The sequence below is a fragment of the Planctomycetaceae bacterium genome, from assembly GCA_039680605.1.
Lineage (GTDB): Bacteria > Planctomycetota > Phycisphaerae > SM23-33 > SM23-33 > JAJFUU01.
Genome location: JBDKTA010000009.1, coordinates 63651 through 82936 on the forward strand (window position 1 = coordinate 63651; position 19286 = coordinate 82936).

Below are 19286 nucleotides of genomic sequence, written 5' to 3' on the forward strand. Positions count from 1 at the left end.
TGCGGCAGCAGCAGCAGCAGCCGCTTTGGGAGCTGTTGGAATAGAACAACTTTTAAAGCGGCAGCTAAGGCTGCCGCACTCCACATCCGGCGGGTGGCACGGCGCGCGGCGCAGCAAGGAACAAGTTCCACTGTGCGCGTTAGCGGCGGGGCTTGCCCCGCGCGTTCGCCGGGTCGGGGAAACAACCGCGTCGAGCAAGCTCGACCGCTAACAGGCAATATCCAGACCGATGTCCACCGCCGGGGCCGAATGCGTGATGGCCCCGACGGCAATGCGATCGACCCCCGTCCGCGCCACCTCCCCGACATTATGCAGCGTGATCCCGCCGCTGGCCTCCAGGGCGATCTTGCCCTTGAGACCGGCCCTGTCGCGAATCGTCACCGCACGGACCATTTGCTCAGTAGAGAAATTGTCCAGCAGGATGATGTCGACGGGCAAGCGCAGCGCCTGTTCGAACTGATCGAGGCTGTCGACCTCGACCTCGACGAACCCGCCGCCGGTGCCGAGGCGCGCCCGGGCTGCATCGAGTCGCTCGCCCAGCGCCGCCAGCCCTTCCCCGCCGGCGATTAGCGCTGCCAGATGGTTGTCCTTCACCAGCACCGCGTCGTACAGCCCCCGGCGGTGATTGCGCCCGCCGCCGATGCGCACGGCGTATTTCTCCAACTCGCGCCAGCCGGGGGTCGTCTTGCGCGTGTCGTAGATCGCCGCACCAGCGCCGGCTACCGCGTCAACGTACCGCCGCGTGGCTGTCGCGACACCTGAAAGACGCTGCAGAAAGTTCAACGCAACCCGTTCAGCCGCGAACATCGCCCGCGCCGGTCCGGTCCACGTGGCCACTACCGCCCCGCGTGCGGCCTTGTGCCCCTCGCTCATCAGCACGTTGGTGACAATCGCAGCGTCATACGCGGCCGCAATCTCGCCCAGAAACACCCCGCCGCAGAGCACCAGTTCCTGCCGCGCAACAAAACTCGCCGTCGCCCGAGCCGTCGCCGGCAAAAGGTCGCTCGTCACGTCGCCACTGCCGAAATCCTCCGCCTTGGCCATCGCCAATAGCGCCCGGAAGGTCTCCAGCACAGCCTGACTTAGAGTTTGCATTTTCATGTCCACGTATCGAACAACTCCGACAAGCCGCTTCAGCGGCTTTCGTCCCGCCGAAGGCGGGTTTGGCCCCGGCGTTTACGCCGGGGTCCCAGGCCCTGGATATATCCTTTTTTCCAATCAGCCTGCTTCAGCAGGCTTACCAAAGCCCGCTGAAGCGGGCTGAGAAAAGTCTATTCGCCCCTGCCTACCCAGAGCTAAAGCTCTGGGCTAAGCCGGCCTTCGGCCGTACCAAGGCCGCTGAAGCGGCCTCCAAACTTCATGCTCCGTCCATTCATGTCGCGGACGTCTCGTCCGCGCGTCCCGCGAGCGTCTCGCTCGCGGAGAACGAGGGCAAGATGCCCTCGCCACGCGCGGGCGAGACGCCCGCGACACTCAATTCTTCGTCAGCAGCCCTCGGTATTTCATCCACATCGCAAGAAGGCTTGTCCAGATCGAATGCGGCTGACCGTCGTCGCACATGCCCCACCCGTGCCAACCGCCCTGCAGGATGTGCATCTCCACCGGCACCTTGGCGGCCGTGCAGGCCTGATAGTACGCGATGCTGTTCTCCGGCGGCACGGCCGTGTCGTCCTGCGAGTGGACCAGGAACGTCGGCGGCGTGTCGGGCGTCACCATCAATTCATTGGAGAGGCTCTTCTGCAACTGCGGGTCGGGGTTCTTGCCGATGAGGTTCTCGCGCGAGCCGACGTGGCAGAACGGCTGCGTGAACGTGATGACCGGGTACACCAGCACGGAGAAGTCCGGCCGGCAGCTTACGCGCTCGATCGCATCGGCCGCAGCGGCGGTCCCGGCGTCGAAGTGCGTGCTGGCCGTCGAGGCCAGGTGCCCCCCCGCCGAGAAGCCCATGATCCCGATCCGCTCCGGGTCAGGCCCCAGCGAGCCCGCGCGGCCGCGAACGGTGCGTATCGCCCGCTGGGCGTCCTGGAGCGGCGCCGGATGGGCATACCCGCGCCCGGCGTGGCGATACTCGAGCATGAACGCCGCCACGCCGATGGAGTTGAGCCATCGCGCGACCTTCACGCCCTCGTGATCGGTAGCCAGCCCGCCATACCCGCCGCCGGGGCAGACGACAATGCTGGCCCCGGTGGCAACCGCCGGCTCGGGCAGAAACGTCGTCAGCGTCGGCTTGTCATTCGGCTCATTACCTTTAGCCCCCGGCGCGCCGTTGGGCCAAAGCGGTTCCGCATTACTCATATTGATGTTCTCCAGGCAGAGGATTCTACTGCGCATGAGGAAGGTTGGGTAGAGACTGGGAACGTTAGCGGTTGAGCTCTTGTCAGGCCGAAGCCTTGGCGAAGGCTGATGCTCGACGCGGTTGTTTCTCTGACGCAGCTCGCGGGAAGAAACCACGTCGAGCAAGCTGGACCGCTAACGTCGCTATCCAGCATTTTCTTCCTCAGCGTCCTCAGCGACCTCAGCGGTTAACTATCTCGGTTTCCCGCGGGCGTGTTTCTTTTGGCGCATCTGGGAGAGCGTGGTAGTCTTGGTGGCGGCTTCGCCTTTGATCTCGGCGATCTCGTCGCGGAAGCGGGCGGCGGTTTCGTAGTCCATCGCCTCGGCGGCGGCTAGCATCTGGCGCTCGAGCTCGGCGATGTATTCGGTCTTATCCAGATCGCTCTCGCTGGCGTGGATGGCCGCGGCGGCTGTGCGGCGAGCCTGCATCTGGTCGGTCAGCGACGTGTTGATGGCCTTGATGATTGTCGTGGGCGTGATGTTGTTGGCCTTGTTGTATTCGAGCTGCAGGCTGCGGCGGTAGGCGGTCACGTCGATGGCTTCCTGCATCGAGGGCGTAATCTTGTCGCCATAGAGCACCACCTTGGCGTTGACGTTCCGGGCGCAGCGCCCGATCGTCTGGATCAAGCTCGTGGCCGAGCGCAGGAAGCCTTCCTTGTCGGCATCGAGAATCGCCACCAGCGAAACCTCCGGCAGGTCCAGACCCTCGCGCAGCAGGTTCACGCCCACCAGCACGTCGAACTTGCCCTCGCGCAGGTCGCGCAGGATGTCCACCCGCTCGAGCGTGTCGATCTCGCTGTGGAGGTACTTGCATCGCATCCCCTCGGCGCGGATATACTCGGCCAGGTCCTCGGCCAGGCGCTTCGTCAGCGTCGTCACGAGCGTTCGTTCGCCGGCCTTGACGCGGTCACGCACGCGTGACAGCAGATCGGCCACCTGCCCGGTGGCTGCATGCACCTCGATCTCCGGATCAATCAGCCCCGTCGGGCGGATAACCTGCTCGACGACTTCCCCGCCGGTGAGCGTCAGTTCATACGGCCCGGGCGTGGCGGACACGAACAGCACGTCCTTCCACATCGCCTCGAACTCCTCGAACCGCAACGGGCGGTTGTCCAGGCAGCTCGGCAGGCGGAAGCCGTAATCCACCAGCACCTGCTTGCGCGACTTGTCGCCGTTGTACATCGCCCGGATCTGCGGCAGCGACACGTGCGACTCGTCGATGATCAGCAGGAAGTCGTCGCCGAAATAATCGATCAGCGTGTAAGGCCGCACGCCGGGGCTGCGGCCGTCCAGGTGCCGCGAGTAGTTCTCGATGCCCGGGCAGCGCCCCACTTCCAGCAGCATCTCGCAGTCGTAGCGCGTGCGGGCCGCGAGGCGCTGGGCCTCGAGCAGCTTGCCGCCGTTGCGCAGTTCGATGAGCCGCTGCTCGAGCTCGGCCTTGATGTTCACGACGGCCGCGTCGATGACGTCCTGGTCGGCCAGGTAGTGTACGGCGGGGTAGATGAAGAGCTGGTCGATCTGGCTGAGCGTGTCGCCGGAGACGGGGTTGATCAGGCGCAGGGCGTCGATCTGGTCGCCGAACATCTCGATCTGGTAGCCGAACTCCTCGTACGCCGGGAACAGGTCAATGGTGTCGCCGCGGACGCGGAACTTGCCGCGCTCGAAGGCGATGTCGTTGCGCTCGTACTGCAGGGCGATGAGGTGCTTGAGCAGCTCGTCGCGCTCGATCCGGTCGCCCACGCGAACGGCGCAGACCGACTTCTTGTACTCCTCCGGGCTGCCCAGGCCGAAAATGCACGAGACGCTGGCGACGATCACCGCGTCCCGCCGCGACGACAGGCTCGTGGTGGCCGAGAGTCGCAGTCGGTCCAGATCATCGCTGCGGGCGGCGTCTTTCTCGATGTAGATGTCTCGCTGCGGGATGTACGCCTCGGGCTGGTAGTAGTCGTAGTAGCTGACGAAGTACTCGACGGCGTTTTCGGGCAGAAGCGTCTTGAACTCGCCGTAGAGCTGGGCGGCGAGGGTCTTGTTGTGACTGATCACCAGCGTGGGCTTCTGGAGCTGCTGGATCACGTGCGCCATGGTAAACGTCTTGCCCGAGCCGGTGACGCCCATGAGCACGTTGCGATTCTGCCCGCGCTGGAAGTTTTCCACCAGCTTGGCAATCGCCGCCGGTTGATCGCCCGCCGGCGACATGTCCGAGATGACTTTGAAGTCTGGCATGGTCCTCTTAAGTAGTACGTTACGATTCCAAAACAATCATTATACCGTGGGGGGAAAGAGGAAGAAACCGACGACGAGGACGAGGACGACGACGAGTACGCAACAAAGCGCGGCACTACGCTTGCGGTGAGGCGTTCTCGTTCCCAACCGGCGCGCGAGGAACGAACAGCAGCACGACCAATCCCAGCGCGGCGACGCCGGCGAAGGTGCGGTACAAACCCGCGTATCCCCATGCTTGGACCACCGCGCCGCCCAGGGCGCCGCCGATGAGCGAGCCCACGCCGTAAGCGATTCCCGCGAAAACCGTCTGGGCGCTGGTCTTCATCTCCGGAGCCACCAGGCGGCTGACGTAGGTCACCGAGGCGGTGAAGAACGCCCCGAACGACAGCGAGTGCAGCAGTTGCAGCGGGATGATCTGCCACCAGGCCGTGGCCGCTCCGTACCCCAGAAGCCGCACGATCGTGCCGACCAGGCTCAGGGCGAACAGGCCTCGCACGCCGAAACGCTTCATCAGTCTGCCGCTGAAGAAGATCATCGGGATTTCGCTCACCGGCCCGATGGCCCAGAGCCACCCCGCGTGCGGGAAGTGCAGCGACTCCTTCACGAACAGCGTGAAGAAGTAGTAGTAGCTCATCATGGCCACGCGGCTGAGCACTGCCGCCAGCGTCAGCAGCACGAACCCGCGCTGCAGCAACACTCGCAGATCGGGTCGGTAGCGAATCGACGCGCCGCCGGCATGCACGGGCGGCAGGGACAACAGGCTCAGGGCCTGGTGTGCCAGGCCGATCATGAACGCCGCGGCGATCAGCGGTCGCACGTCGCCGGGGCGGCTGACGCCCAGCAGTTCCATCGCCCCGACGGCGACGATGAACGCCAGCGACCCGAACGAGCGGACGAATCCGTAGTCGCCGCCGCGCAGGTGGATGTACCGCAGCGTCAGGCCGTCAGTCAGGGCGATGATCGGTTCGCGGAAGAGCCCGTAGACCACAATGGCGGCCATTACCGCCCAGAGCGACCCGCCCGCCAACCAGACCAGGCCGAAGGCGGGGATCGACGCCAGGACCGCCACGCTCAGCGCCAGGCGCGGGCGACCGAGGCGGTCGGAGAAGTAGCCCCACAGCGGCGGGGCCAGCATGGTCGTCATGCCCAGAGCCCCCTGGATGAGGCCGATGTTCTCCTTGGAGAACCCTGCGTTCTTGAGGAAGACCTGCAGGTACGGCGCCACCACGCCCACCGGCAGAAACTCTGCAACGTACACCCAGACAAAGCACGCCGCCACGCCGGGCGGGAAGCCCGCCAGACCCGGACGCTCGTGCTGTAATCTTTCACTCATTCGAGCGGACATGATAACAACCATGACCGTAATGAACATGCACTCGTTTTGTTAGCGGCGGGGCGCTGCTCGACCCATGGCGACCCGCATGAAACAAAAACGCGTGTCGCCATGCCACCCAACATCTTTCCCCATTCGTGTCATTCGTGACATCCGCCTTCGCCAAGGCTACGGCGGACAGGTTCGTGGACGTAACTTCCCCGATCCCCACATGCGGGTTACTATGCAATGATGAGGAACCCCACGCGAACGCTCATGGCCATGTACGCCGCGATGCGGCGGCGGTTCGGCCACCAGGACTGGTGGCCGGGGGATACGCCGCTGGAGATCTGCGTCGGGGCGATCCTCACCCAGAACACCAACTGGGGCAATGTCGAACGGGCCATCGGCAACCTCAAGGCCGCCGGCGCGCTCGACGTGGGCGTGCTGCACGCGATGCCGCCGACCGCGCTGGCCGAATTGACCCGCCCGGCGGGGTACTTCAACATCAAGGCGCGGCGGCTGAAGAACTTCACCGCCCGCGTGGTCGAGCACTCCGGCGGCGACCTGGGCCGCTTCCTCGACCGCGACGTTCACGAACTGCGCGAGGACCTCCTGAGCGTTAACGGCGTCGGTCCCGAGACGGCTGACAGCATCATCTTATATGCGGCCGGTCGGCCCAGCTTCGTCGTCGACGCGTACACGCACCGGATCCTGCTTCGCCACGGGATGGCGAGGCGCCGGTACGACTACACGACGATCAAGAAGAAGATCGAGACCGCCCTGCCGGCCGACGCGGCATTGTGGAATGACTTTCATGCGCAATTCGTAGCCGTGGGCAAATACCACTGTCGCCCCAAGGCCCTCTGCCGCGGCTGTCCGCTGCAGCGATTCGCCCACGACGAACACAGGCAACCGCGACGATGACGGCGATGTCGGGGCTACCACTTGCATCCTCAGGACCAAGTGAGTAGATTTTTCTCTTTGCCAATGGCGGAAGGAACAATGATGGGTGAACAATATCATTTCCTGGCGATCGACTTCGGCGCATCGAGCGGCCGGGGTGAACTTGTCACTCTTGAAGACGGCGTCCTGCACCTGCAGGAAATCCACCGCTTCGAGAACCGCCCGGTCAAGATGGGCGGCACGATGTACTGGGACCTGCCCTATCTCTTCGGCGAAGTCATCGAGACGCTCAAAGTAGTCGCCAAGCGCGGGATCAAGCTGGCCGGCATCGGCGTCGACACCTGGGGCGTGGACTTCGGCCTCCTGGCGGCCGACGGCAAGCTCCTGAGCAACCCCGTCCATTACCGCGACGCCCGCACCGAGAACATTCACGCTTACAGCGACCCGATCATGTCGCGCGACGAAGTCTTCGCGGCCACCGCGATGGAGCCCTGGAGCATCGGCTCGCTCTTCCAGCTCCTGGCGATGCAGCGCGACAACAGCCCGCTGCTCAAGGCCGCCGACACGATGCTCTGGATGGCCGACTTGTTCCGCTATTTCCTCTGCGGCAAGAAAGTGGCCGAACTGTCGCTGGCGCAGACCTCGTGCCTGATCGGCACCAACCGCAAGCTCTCCAGTGAAGTCGTCAAGCGGTTCAAGCTCCGCCGCAAGATGTTCCCCCAGCTCGTGCGCCCGCCGCTGGTGCTGGGCGACCTGCTGCCGGAAATCGTCCAGGCCGCCGGCCTGACCGGGCCGGTGCCGGTCATCGCCACGGCCGGTCACGATACAGCCGCGGCCGTGGCGGCGGTTCCCGCCCGCGGCAGCGACTGGGCGTTCCTGTCCTGCGGCACGTGGAGCATCACCGGCACGCTGGTCAAGCACCCCGTCGCCACGCCCGAGGCCTTGAGAATGGGCTACTCGTGCGAATGCACCATCGGCGACTGGTTCACGTGCAAGAACATCCCGGGCCTGTGGGTCGTTCAGGAGCTGCGCCGCAAGTGGCACAGCAGCGAAGACCCGTGGGACTTCAACCGCATGGTCGCCGAGGCCGCAGCGGTCAGCGAGGTTCCCCTGTTCGACGTGAACCATCCCACCCTGATGGCCCCGGCCGACATGGAAGACGCTCTGCGCAAACTCCTGGCCGGCGGCGCCCATCTGGACCGCGGCCACCTGGTGCGTTCGGCGCTGGAGAGCCTGGCGGCCGAGTACGCCCGCTCCATCGACGCCATCGCCACCCTGACGGGCAAGCGCCCCAGCGCGCTGTACATGGTCGGCGGCGGGATCAAGAACAAGCTGCTCTGCCAGCTCACCGCCGACGCGTGCAACATGACGGTGTACGCCGGCGTCGACGAGTGTACAGCCGTGGGCAACGGCCTGGGGCAGGCGCTGGCGCTGGGCATCATCAAGACCAAGGGTGACATCCGCAAGATCGCCCGCGCTTCGTTCGAGATGTCGACATTCATGCCTGAAAATCGTCAGCATTGGCAAGCCAGGCTGGCACAGTATGCCCAGTTGCAGGCGGGCAAATAACACCGCACCGGAAAAACTAACCCAGACGCAGAAGGAGAGAGCATGGCAAGCAACGCACCGAACTTTGAGAAGCTTTCCGCCACCAAACGAAAGTTTGAGACTTTCGACAGCACGCTCGTGGGCCCGACGCCGACGATCGCCCTGACGCCCGTGGCCGACGGCCGCGTCGGCGCCTACGAAGACAACGTCGACCGCACCTGGGCGATGACCCAGCGCGTCTACGACCTGATCACCAGCAAGGTCAAGCTGCCCGACGGGCGCCCCGTGCGCGTGGTCGTCGCGCCGGAAATCGTCTACGGACCCCGCACTGGCGCCATCGCCCAGAAGTACTACGCCGAGCAGAACGTCGGCGCCAACATCTGGATCAGCCGCTCGTGGTCGTACTCGGACGAGTTGATGAGCGCCGCGGCCGGCGTGGGCTCCACCGAGTGGATCCAGGCCGCCTACGGACTCAACCAGACCGACCGCCCCGGCGCGGTGTGGCTCAAGGCCTTCACGGCCGCCATGGACGAGAAGAAGCGCCCGATCTTCTGCATCTACTCGCCGGACCTGGAAGACGAGACCAAGGGCATCAACGACTTCGTGACCGAGCGCCTGGTGCGGTTCGCCCGCTGCGCCGCGGCGGTGATGTACATGCGCGGCAAGAACTACCTGTCGATCGGTTCGGTGTCGATGGGCATCATCGGCTCGGACGTTCGCCGCAACATGATGGAACAGTACCTGGGCATGGGTTCGGTGTCGGTGGACATGGTCGCCCTCCGCGGCCGCATGGACAAGGGCCTGTTCGATCACGAAGAGCTGGCCGAGTCGATCAAGTTCTTCAAGAAGTTCAAGATGGACTTCGGCCCGGGCAAGCGCCCGCAACCGCCCGAGAAGCTCATCGAAGACGTGATGAAGATGACGCTGATCGTGCGCGACTTGATGATCGGCAACCCGCGCCTGGCCGACTCGAAGGTCGCCAAGGCCCAGGGCTTCGTCGACAACGTCGAGTTGGCCCAGGGCGCCAACGCCATCGCCTCGGGCACGCAGGGGCAGCGCCAGTGGACGGACCTGTACCCCAACTTCGACGTCGCCGAGAGCCTGCTGTGCAGCTCGTTCGGCTGGGAAGGCCCGCGCACGCCGTTCATCGTGGCCACCGAGAACGATTCCAAGAACGCCATCGGAATGCTCGCGGCGCACCTGCTGACCGGCGGCATGCCGCAGCTCTTCGCCGACATCCGCACCAACTGGACGCCCGAGAGCATCAAGGCCGCCACCGGCAAGGACGTCACCAAGATCTGCCCGCAGGGCATCATCGACAAGCGCAACAGCGGCGCCGGCGCGCTGGACTACGCCGTCAACGCCCTGGAACTCGCGGGCAAGAACTGGAAGAAGATGTCGGCCGCCGACGCCTGGGACGCCATCCGCTCTAACCCGGCCGTCCATAACAAGCTGATGAAGGCCGCGATGGACGCCACGACGTACATGGGTGCCGGCCTGACGTACTTCCCCGGCGACGGCCTGTCGAGCCACTACCGCACCCCCGGCGGCGTGCCGATGACGGCCTACCGCTACAACGCAGTCGGCGACATGCTGACCTGCTCGATCGTCGAGGGCGAGACGGTCGAACTGCCCGTCGCGGTGGGCGACCACATCAGCCGCGTGACGGACAAGACCTGGCCCGAGAGCTACTGGATGCCCCGCGGCATGAGCAGCTTCGAGTACATGAGCCGCATCGGACCCAACCACGACGCCAACAGCTTCGGCCTCATCGGCGCGGACATGATCACGTTCAACGCGATGCTGCGCATCCCGGTGGACATGCACAACGTCTGCAAATGCGAGATCTTCCGCCCGACGATGTGGGACCGCTTCGGCGGCGACGACTACCGCGCCTGCGAATACCTCGGCGCGCTTTACGCCTGATAGTGCATCCGTAACACAAAGGGCCCGGGAGCAGCGATGCTTCCCGGGCTCTTTTCTTGCGCGGACGGATTTCCAATTTCCAATTTGGCATTTCCAATTTAACAACATTAAACAACAAAGACGCCAGCCCTGGGCCTGCGATGTTTTTGAATTGCTTTTCAATTGGAAATTGTAAATTGGAAATGGGAAATTGGTCACCCTATGAACTACACCAACCCGATCATCCCCGGCTTCTATCCCGACCCGAGCATCTGCCGCGTGGGCGAGGATTACTACCTCGTCACCAGTTCATTCGAGTACTTCCCCGGCGTGCCGATCTTTCATAGCCGCGATTTGTACAACTGGCGGCAGATCGGGTACGTGCTGAACCGGCCCGCACAATTGCCGCTGGACAAGAGCCCGATCTCCTGCGGGATCTTCGCCCCGACGCTGCGGTACCATGCCGGCCGCTTCTACATGATTACCACCAATGTCTCCTTCGGCGGCAACTTCCTGGTGACGGCTACCGACCCGGCCGGGCCTTGGTCGGCGCCGGTTGCGGTGGACTCGCCGGGGATCGATCCTTCGCTGACGTTCGACGGCGACGGCACGTGCTACATCACCGGCAACTGGTGCGACGACGGCCGCGGGGGCAAGGGGATCGGCGTTGCCCGCATTGACGCCGCCTCGGGCAAGTTGCTCGAGCCGATGCGGTTCATCTGGTCCGGCACGGGCGGCCAGCACGCGGAAGGGCCGCACCTCTACCACATCGGGCGGTGGTGGTATCTGCTGATCGCCGAGGGCGGCACGGAACTGTGCCACATGATCACCATCGCCCGAAGCGAGAGCCCGTACGGGCCATTCGAGTCCTGCCCGCATAACCCGATCCTCACGCATCGCTCGCTGCCGTCGCGCATTCACAGCATCGGCCATAGCGATCTGGTGCAGGACCATCGCGGCAACTGGTGGATGGTCTTCCTGGGCACGCGACATTCGCTGTTCATGTATCCGACGCGGCACCACCTGGGGCGCGAGACGTTTCTGGCGCCGGTGACGTGGACCAACGGGGATTCCGGGGTCACTGAAGTGACCCGGCCGACGGACCTCGGTTGGCCTGTGATAAACGCCGGGCGTCCGATTGAATTGCAGATGGATGTCCCCGCCGCTTTACCGGCGCATCCATTCCCGCCGACGCCGACGCGCGACGATTTCGACTCGCCGCAATACGCCATGTCATGGAACTGGCTGCGAAATCCGGTGATCGAGAATTACTCGCTCACGCAGCGCCCGGGGTGGCTCACGCTCAAGGGCTCGGCCGTCACGCCGGACGCGGAAGACTCCCCCACCCTGATCTGCCGCCGCCAGCAGCACTTCAACTGCCGCGCGGCCGCACTGCTGGACTTTGTTCCCGCGGCTGAAAATGAAGAAGCGGGTGTCTCCGTGCGGATGAACGACCGCCATCATTACGATCTGGCGGTGACGATGCGCGGCGGCAAACGCTGCGCGATCGTCCGCCAGCGCATCGGCGACATTTTTCAAGAGACGGCCTGTCAGCCGCTGCCGGATGGGCCTGTGGAATTGTCCATCGAGGCCACGCGCGACACGTATTCGTTCGCAGCCCATGGCGACCCGCTTCGCGTGTCGCCATGCCACCCCGAAGACGGCAAAGGAGTGATTCCCCTCGGCAAGGCCTCAACCGCCTACCTCACCAGCGAGGCCGCCGGCGGGTTCACCGGCGTGATGATCGCACTCTACGCCACCGGCTGGGGCAAACCCTGCACCGCTACGGCAGCATTCGACTGGTTCGACTACATCCCCCTTCCCGACGACGAGCGATAATCATGACATCCAAAGAGCGAATCAAGCGGCAGGTGCTGGGGCAGGAAGTGGACCGCATTCCAACCGTCGGCGGGTGGATGCTCAGCGCCGGCGTGCTAGCCGAGTTCGCCGGCGTGAGCGTCGAGGCGTTCCTGGCCGACGCGCAGGCGATGACGATCCGCGCGTACAGGAATCTCGGCGCCGACGCGCTGGTGGGCGGGCTGATCGTGCCCAGCGTGGCTGACCAGGTGCGGAACGGGCAGGTCGAGGAGGCCAAGTTCTCCCAGTTCACGCCGGAAGACCTCGTCAAGCGAGCCGAGCAGGCCCCGGCGTCGGAGCAGGAGTTCCTGGCCAAGGTCGACCGCCCCAAGATGCGGGCCGATTACGCCAACTGGATCGGCGAGCAGCGCAAAAGCTTCGACGGCATGGAACTGATCCCCACGTTCTGGCACGTGGTGCCCAACTTCATGATGTACTGCAGCTACGGCTACGAGGCATATCTGGCCGCCTGCGCGATGTACCCCGACGCCGTCGAGCGGATCTACTGGGAAAGCGCCATCGACGCCCGCTCGACCAACTCGATCCTCGTCGACGTCTACCGCGACCTGGACCTGCCGCCGATCCTCTTCACCGGCCACGATATGTGCATCAACACCGGCACGATGGTCAGCCCGGCCTTCCTGCGCCAGCGCTACTGGCCGCTGTGCAAGTACGCCATCGCCCCGCTGGTCGAGGCCGGCATCCGCGTGATCTACCACTGCGACGGCAACGTCATGCCGATCATCGACGACATCATCGCAGCCGGGTTCTCGGGCTTCCAGGGCTTCCAGTACGAGTACGGCGTGGACCCGTTTGCCTTCTCAAACCGCCGCAGCCTGCAGGGGCAGGAGTTCCTGTACATGACCGGCATGAACATCTCCCGCACGCTGCCCTGGGGCACGCCAGCCGACGTACGCGAGGAACTCGAGTATGTGCTGGACTACACGCGCGGCGGTAGAGGCCTGCTGCTGTTCTCCAGCAACGTGATCGGCCCGGAAGTACCCGCCGCCAACGTCGAAGCCGCCTACGACTTCTGCCGCACCTACGACCCCAACACCCCCCGCCCCACCGCCGCCGCCAAGCCACGCCCGTGGCCTTGGGGCGCCAGGCACGGCTGAGTCATCGGCTGAGTCATCGGCTGACTCCTTGAGGCACTCCGTGGCTTTCGGGACGTTCCATGAACTTCCCGGCGGCGGTGGCTTTTACTTGCTCCCTCTGGACGATCCGGGCCTCGATCACATGCAGCGGGGACTGCGAGCGTGCTATGCGGGCGCTGACGGTCAGCGAATCGTGCAGCTCGATGGGATGTCTGAATCGCACGGTCATCTCGGCCGTCACCGCCGCGATGCCGTGGGCGAACAGGCAGTTGGTCATTGCCCCATCCAGAAGCGCCGCCGTCACGCCGCCATGCATCGTGTCCGGGTAGCCTTGAAGGCGCTGGCGGCACTGAAAACTCGCTTCGACGCTGCCGTCGTCGCGCAGCGAGAAACGCAGGTTCAGCCCGCCGCCGATCTCGCGGCCGCAGACGATGCACAGGGGATGCATCGCATCGCGCGTTCGTTCGAGAACATCCTGGCGCGGTTCAGTGGTCGCAGGCATTAGGACCGGCTTTCAGCGTGCCCGAGAGGTATGCCGCGACCGTATCCTCGATTCCCTCAGGCGCAGCGCCGACGACCACGGCGATTCCGTTCTGTGCGAACAGGTCCTGGGCCCTTTGGCCCATGCCGCCGGCGATAATGACGTTGACCCCTTGCTCGTGCAACCATCGCGGCAGCACGCCGGGCTCGTGGGGCGGCGGCGTCAGATAGTCCGTGGCAATGACAGCCTTGGCGGCGTCATCGACTTGCACGATGGCGAACTGCTCGCAATGTCCGAAGTGCATGCACAGTTTGCCGTCGGCCATGGGAATGGCAATCTTCATAACGCTCTCCTTATGCGGGCAAGGCATATCGTGGGTGGGGGTAAGGTTCAGGATCGGTCCGATGATCACGGCGAAGGCCTTGGCTGCCTGGCTGTCCGCAAATGCCTGAACGAACGGTTTGCCGCTGTCCCCGGAGGCGACGATCTGGGGGTCGAAGGGAACACGCCCAAGGAATGGAACGCCCATCTCGGCGGCAAGTCGTTCGCCGCCGCCGCTCTTGAACAGGTCGATCTGCTTGCTGCAGTGCGGGCACGCCAGGCCGCTCATGTTCTCGATGATCCCGGCAATACGGAGGTCGAGGGTTTTGCAGAATGAGACGCTGCGGCGGACGTCGGCGACGGCCACCTCCTGCGGCGTGGTGACGACGACGGCCCAGGCGCCTTTGCCCACCATCTGCGCCACGGCAAGGGGTTCGTCACCGGTGCCCGGCGGGGAGTCGATCACCAGGCAGTCCAGCGGTCCCCATTCGACGTCCTTGAGGAACTGCCGGATGACGTTGTACTTCATGGGCCCGCGCCAGATCACCGCGTCGGCGGGGCTGTCAAGCAGCAGGCCCACCGAGACGACCGAAAGATTCTCGCTGATCCGGATAGGCGAGACGCCGCCGGCATCGTCGCCGACAAGGCGTTGGCCGCCGAGGCCAAGGATTGTCATGATGCTCGGGCCATGCAGGTCCACGTCCAGCAGGCCGACCTTCTTGCCCGCGGACGCCAACGAGACGGCCAGGTTGGCCGCAACCGTGCTCTTGCCCACGCCGCCCTTGCCCGACAGGACGAGGATCTTGCAGCCGATGCGTTCCATGCGCGTTTGAAGCGTCAGTTCGTCCAGTTGGCGCTGGGACTCATCGACACTACATGCTTCTGAAGAGTGCTGGCTCATATCGGCTACACCCAATGCCCTTCGACGTCCGCGTCGTTGGAGGGCTTGAGTTTACCGGCCTTGAATTGCTCGAGGGCCTCGCGCACGCTGCCGGCGGCGCCGGTGTAGATTGTCACCCCGCCGGCCTGGAGGGTGACGAAGGCCTTGGGCCCGACGTGCCCGGTGATGACGGCCTCGACGCCCAGTTGGACGACATTCCGTCCTGCCTGAATGCCCGCCCCCTGTGCGGCGTTGAGGTTTTGCTCGTTGTCGGCGGCGTTGAAGTCGCCGGTTTCGGTATCGGCAATGATAAAGAACTTGGCCCGCCCGAATCTCGGGTCAAGAGGCGCATCGAGGTCCCGCCCCTGTGCAGTCACTGCGATCTTCATATGGAGTCTTCCTTGCGTGCTATGACGGCCATCGGTTGACCGCATGCCCTGATACCAGCAACCGCCATGCCATCACGAAGTTCGCGATCACAAGAGGGGCAAACCCCATCTATTGCAGTCCCCAAGGAAGCGGGCGACGAAAAGTGCCTCGCGTAATCGTGCATGCTGTCGGGCATAATATCATGGTCTCGACCGCGCATGAACGCATAATGCACGATTACACCGGCATCCTTCTTCCCCGGGTTCCCATGACATGATCAGCCGCGCAGGGAGACAATCCGCCAGTGTGCGATAGTGCTCCCGGTTCCGGAAGAAATACGTCTGGGCGACGCTCAGTTCGTGATACGACCTCCACGACAAGTCAGTGAGATGTGTCGGGGTCTCCGCGCTCGCGGTGCAGTAGAACCGCAGAACAACGGGCGAGTGCTCCGCCCCTTGCTCACCTGCTCTGCGCCCGCGGCGGCAGTGGGCGTTGCTGGATTCGAACCAGCGGCCTCCTCCTTGTAAGGGAGGCGCTCTAACCAACTGAGCTAAACGCCCGCGATGCATTGCGACAGGCAGATTATAGGCACTGAGGCCTGAATCGCAACGAGGAAACGATATGCAATGACTGCAAAGGACCCGCCGGGGCGCTCCCTCCGTGCGCCCCGGCGGGGGTCCGCGCACTCATGCTTGTGCTAGACGTGCAGGTACTCGCTGTCGAGGGCGGCCCGGATCTTGGCCAACGCCGAGTTCTGCAGTTGGCGAACCCGTTCGTTGGTCAGGCCGACGAGCTTTCCGACCTCGGCCAGCGTGCGCTTCTTCTCGACGGTTCCCAGGGCGAATCGCGCCTGGACGATCTTGCGCTCGACATCCGTCAGGTGCGCCCGATTCTGGGCGAGGATCTCCTTCAGGGCGTCGACGGAACTGTCGCGCTGGATCTCGTGGCGCTTCTCGTCGAAGTCGCTGCGCTCCATCTCCGGGTCGTACTCGACGGGGAAATGGCTGCGGTAGCGCCCGGTCTTTGTGGCGAGCCTGTTGAAGCTCTTGAGGATCGCCCGGCAGGCGTAGGTCGAGAACTTGAAGCCCATCGAGGCGTTGAACTTCTCGATGCTGCGCAGCAGCGCCATGTTGCCCTCGGAGACGATCTCACCGAAGTCCACGTTGGGGATGCGCGTGCGCTTGGCCATCGCCAGCACCAACGCCATGTTCGCCCGCACCAGGGCCGAGCGGCACTTCATCACCCGGGTGAACCATTCGCTCATCTCCGCCGCCCGCGACAGGCTCGAGCGCTTCTTCTGCTGGGCGATCAGCTCGGCCAGGCGCCGGCGAGCGTAGTTGTACCGCAGGAACAGGTGCGTCTCCTGCCCGGGCTTGAGCGCCACGCGCCGCTGGCGGGTGGCCACCGCATCCTCATGCACTTCGGGAAAGTGCGTCCATGCCGGCACGGGGATCTCGCTGTCAGGGCCGAAGAACCGCTCTTCGGCGTCGCTCTTGTCAAACTCAGAGCTCTCGACATAGTCGATCGCGTCAGGGATACGTTCATAAACCCGTCGCTGCTCGGCGGTCAGGCCGTCAAGCTGCTCCCGGGCACGGTCCGTTTGATTTTCGGTCAACTTCTCAAGGGTGGTCATGTCTTTACCTTTCCTGAATCATTCCTTAGCGAGTGGCCTTGGACTCCTTGGCTTGTCTTTCGGCCTCACACTAATGGTACGTTTTTGGTCCTAAAGGCGGATGGCCCGGCGGCCATGAAGTTTCCTTCAGATTTTCCCCCAAAGCCCATACACCAGCGCCCAGGCGGGGAAGAAGCCCATAAGGCATATCCCGTAACCTTTGAATGTAGACTGGTTTAGTCCACGTTGACCCGGCTGACATAACTCCCTGGGCAGCTATGCTCGCTCACTGAAAAATATGCGAAAAGTTTCAGGAAATGTTGGGTGGACAGTTTGGTTAAATCGGACTTTCGTTGTCCACTATTCCGAAGCCAACGCCAGGCGGCGATTGTATGCCGCTATCACATCCTGGCGGCGCAGCAGCCCCAGCACCTCCCTGCCGGAACCGGAGTTCACCACCGGAAGCTCTTCAAACTCCAGGCGGGCGAAGTCTGTCATAGCCGTCGACAGGTCGACATCCAGCCGCAGAGGCTCCACCTCATTGACGATGTCGCTGACGATGGCGAATTTGCCGAACTCCCGTTCGTAGATGACGCGCCGCATCTGGTTGAGGCTGAAAAGGCCGCAATAGTTGCCGGCTTCGTCCACCACCGGAAAGACGCTCTGGGTGGTGACGGGGATCGCCTCCATGACCTTGGCCAGCGGCGTGGCCATGCCGAACGTCATGACGGCGCTCGCGGCGGGCTTCCAGATGTCCCCCACGGATACGCCCTTGAGGACGCCGATCACGAAGTCGCCGCGGTGGGCGGGCGACTGAAGACGCGAGGGCACCTGCTCGCGGTAGATCGACCATCCGCGGCTGAGCAGGTACGCCAAGGCCGAGACCCACATCGCCGGCAGCAGCAGTTCGTACCCGCCGGTCAATTCCGAGACCATGATGATCGTGCTGACGGGCACTTTGGCCGCGGCGGAGAAGAACCCCGCCATTCCCAGGATCACGAACACGTCGATGCGGGTGACGACGGTGGGCATCCAGTGCTGGAGCACCAGGCCCACCGCGGCGCCGAGCGTTCCGCCGATGACCATGCTGGGCCCGAAGATGCCGCCCGAGCCGCCCGAGCCGATCGTCAGCGAGGTCGTCACGATCTTGCCCAGCCCGATCGCCCCCAGCACCAGCAGCGCCGCGGTGAACCCGTACTGGAACTGCCCGGCCAGCAACTTCTGCAGGATCCCATATCCGAACGACAGCACGTTGAGCGAGTCGTTCTGCACTTCGCTGCCCAGTCCCGACAAGGCGTAAAAGATGCCCAGGGCGAAGAGCCCGGTGGCCGCGGCGCCGATGGCCGGGCGGAAATGCGCCGGCACCTTGAAACGATGGAACATCCCCTGCGCCGCGTAGAAGAACCGCACATACACCAGCGAGGCCACCACCATCCCCGCGGCCAGGATCGTCAGCGGACCCAGCAGCAGCGGGTTATTGAACGCCAGCCCCGGCTGAACCGACAATAGCGGCTCGAACCCCGTCCCCACGCCGAAGCCGTACAGCGAGACCATGGCAAAGACGCAGTACGCCACCGTGCAAGAGATGAATGCCGGAATCAGGGCCTCGGCTTCGAAATCTTCCTCGCGGTACAGCACCTCGATGGCGAAGATCGCCCCGGCCAGCGGGGCCTTGAAGATCGCGGCGATTCCGGCCCCCAGCCCCGCCGCCAGGAGCATGCGCCGCTCCGATTCGGAGAGCTTGAGCAGCGTCCCCAGCAGCGAACCGAATCCCGCGCCGATCTGGGCGATGGGGCCTTCCCGCCCGCCCGACCCGCCGGTGCCCAGCGTGATAGCCGAGCAGATGATCTTCACCACCGGAACCACCGGACGGATGATGCCCCGGTTCTTGTGGTAGGCCTTGATCGCCGCGTCAGTGCCGTGCCCTTCCGCCTCGGGGGCGATCTTGTAGACGATCAACCCCGAGATCAGCCCGCCCAGCGTGATCACCGCCAGGATCATCCAGGGCACAAACCCGCCGAACATCGGCGTGACGCTGTGGAACAGGCTCCACTCCCCCGACGGACCCGAGGGCTGATAGCCGGCGAGCAGTTCCAGTCCATACCGCATCACGAGGTGCGAGAGATACTGAAACGCCACCGCCCCCAGACCCGCCACAACGCCGACCATCCCCGCCAGCAGCACGAGCCTGGCCACGGTCCGAAAATGCCCGCGCTGGGCAGGCCACATATCCAGTCGTCTCAGGTATTTAATCATCTCTCCGGCTCCGGCTCGTCTTGCCGGGGCGCCGCCGATGCGGATCCAGCGCTGGTCCCGGCCGTGGCGAACCGGCCCGCTCGCTTCTCAAGTGCCGTGGTAAACAATACTTGTGGCGGCACAGAAAGGCAGTGCGGGTTTGTCCTCAGATCGCCCTTGATCCACCTTGGCGAAGCGATTATACT

The 19286-nt window shown here is 64.2% G+C and carries 14 protein-coding genes and 1 tRNA gene; 5 read left to right on the forward strand and 10 right to left on the reverse strand.

Annotation, left to right across the window (positions count from 1 at the left end):
• Window positions 1-207 precede the first annotated feature (207 nt).
• The 4 genes from nadC to ABFD92_02975 form a co-directional block, all read right to left on the reverse strand.
• A complete protein-coding gene (gene nadC, locus ABFD92_02960) occupies window positions 208-1101 on the reverse strand; it encodes a carboxylating nicotinate-nucleotide diphosphorylase (GenBank protein ID MEN6503476.1) in 894 nt (297 codons plus the stop codon).
• A gap of 372 nt (window positions 1102-1473) precedes the next feature.
• Window positions 1474-2295 (reverse strand): alpha/beta hydrolase, encoded by an 822-nt coding sequence (locus tag ABFD92_02965; protein ID MEN6503477.1) that lies wholly within the window; start codon window positions 2293-2295, stop codon window positions 1474-1476.
• 231 nt (window positions 2296-2526) lie between these two features.
• Window positions 2527-4557: an excinuclease ABC subunit UvrB gene (gene uvrB / locus ABFD92_02970; GenBank protein ID MEN6503478.1), complete on the reverse strand. Its 2031-nt coding sequence runs from the start codon at window positions 4555-4557 to the stop codon at window positions 2527-2529.
• Window positions 4558-4672: 115 nt separating this feature from the next.
• On the reverse strand, window positions 4673-5890 hold the full coding sequence (locus tag ABFD92_02975) for an MFS transporter (GenBank protein ID MEN6503479.1): 1218 nt from the start codon (window positions 5888-5890) through the stop codon (window positions 4673-4675).
• 228 nt (window positions 5891-6118) lie between these two features.
• Between ABFD92_02975 and ABFD92_02980 the strand changes: the two genes are divergently transcribed.
• From ABFD92_02980 to ABFD92_03000, 5 genes are all read left to right on the forward strand, one after another.
• Window positions 6119-6796, forward strand: a complete 678-nt coding sequence (locus tag ABFD92_02980) for an endonuclease III domain-containing protein (GenBank protein MEN6503480.1) — start codon at window positions 6119-6121, stop codon at window positions 6794-6796.
• Between the two features lie 81 nt (window positions 6797-6877).
• A complete protein-coding gene (locus ABFD92_02985; protein ID MEN6503481.1) occupies window positions 6878-8344 on the forward strand; it encodes an FGGY-family carbohydrate kinase in 1467 nt (488 codons plus the stop codon).
• Between the two features lie 42 nt (window positions 8345-8386).
• Window positions 8387-10249 (forward strand): L-fucose isomerase, encoded by a 1863-nt coding sequence (gene fucI / locus ABFD92_02990; GenBank protein MEN6503482.1) that lies wholly within the window; start codon window positions 8387-8389, stop codon window positions 10247-10249.
• A 201-nt stretch (window positions 10250-10450) separates the two neighbouring features.
• Complete coding sequence (locus tag ABFD92_02995; protein MEN6503483.1) at window positions 10451-12067, forward strand: glycoside hydrolase family 43 protein; 1617 nt, start codon at window positions 10451-10453, stop codon at window positions 12065-12067.
• Between the two features lie 2 nt (window positions 12068-12069).
• Complete coding sequence (locus tag ABFD92_03000; GenBank protein MEN6503484.1) at window positions 12070-13203, forward strand: uroporphyrinogen decarboxylase family protein; 1134 nt, start codon at window positions 12070-12072, stop codon at window positions 13201-13203.
• Window positions 13204-13216: 13 nt separating this feature from the next.
• Here the strand turns inward: ABFD92_03000 and ABFD92_03005 are convergent, their stop codons facing one another.
• From ABFD92_03005 to ABFD92_03030, 6 genes are all read right to left on the reverse strand, one after another.
• Complete coding sequence (locus tag ABFD92_03005; GenBank protein ID MEN6503485.1) at window positions 13217-13684, reverse strand: PaaI family thioesterase; 468 nt, start codon at window positions 13682-13684, stop codon at window positions 13217-13219.
• Complete coding sequence (locus tag ABFD92_03010; protein ID MEN6503486.1) at window positions 13668-14885, reverse strand: iron-sulfur cluster carrier protein MrpORP; 1218 nt, start codon at window positions 14883-14885, stop codon at window positions 13668-13670. The genes ABFD92_03005 and ABFD92_03010 overlap by 17 nt, the downstream gene beginning before the upstream one ends.
• A gap of 5 nt (window positions 14886-14890) precedes the next feature.
• Entirely contained in the window at window positions 14891-15253 is a 363-nt protein-coding gene (locus ABFD92_03015) for a NifB/NifX family molybdenum-iron cluster-binding protein (protein ID MEN6503487.1), read from the reverse strand.
• A gap of 466 nt (window positions 15254-15719) precedes the next feature.
• Window positions 15720-15793, reverse strand: a tRNA-Val gene (locus tag ABFD92_03020).
• A gap of 137 nt (window positions 15794-15930) precedes the next feature.
• Entirely contained in the window at window positions 15931-16866 is a 936-nt protein-coding gene (locus tag ABFD92_03025; GenBank protein ID MEN6503488.1) for a sigma-70 family RNA polymerase sigma factor, read from the reverse strand.
• Window positions 16867-17205: 339 nt separating this feature from the next.
• Window positions 17206-19101, reverse strand: coding sequence for a chloride channel protein (locus tag ABFD92_03030; protein ID MEN6503489.1), 1896 nt, complete (start codon window positions 19099-19101; stop codon window positions 17206-17208).
• Window positions 19102-19286: the final 185 nt, after the last annotated feature.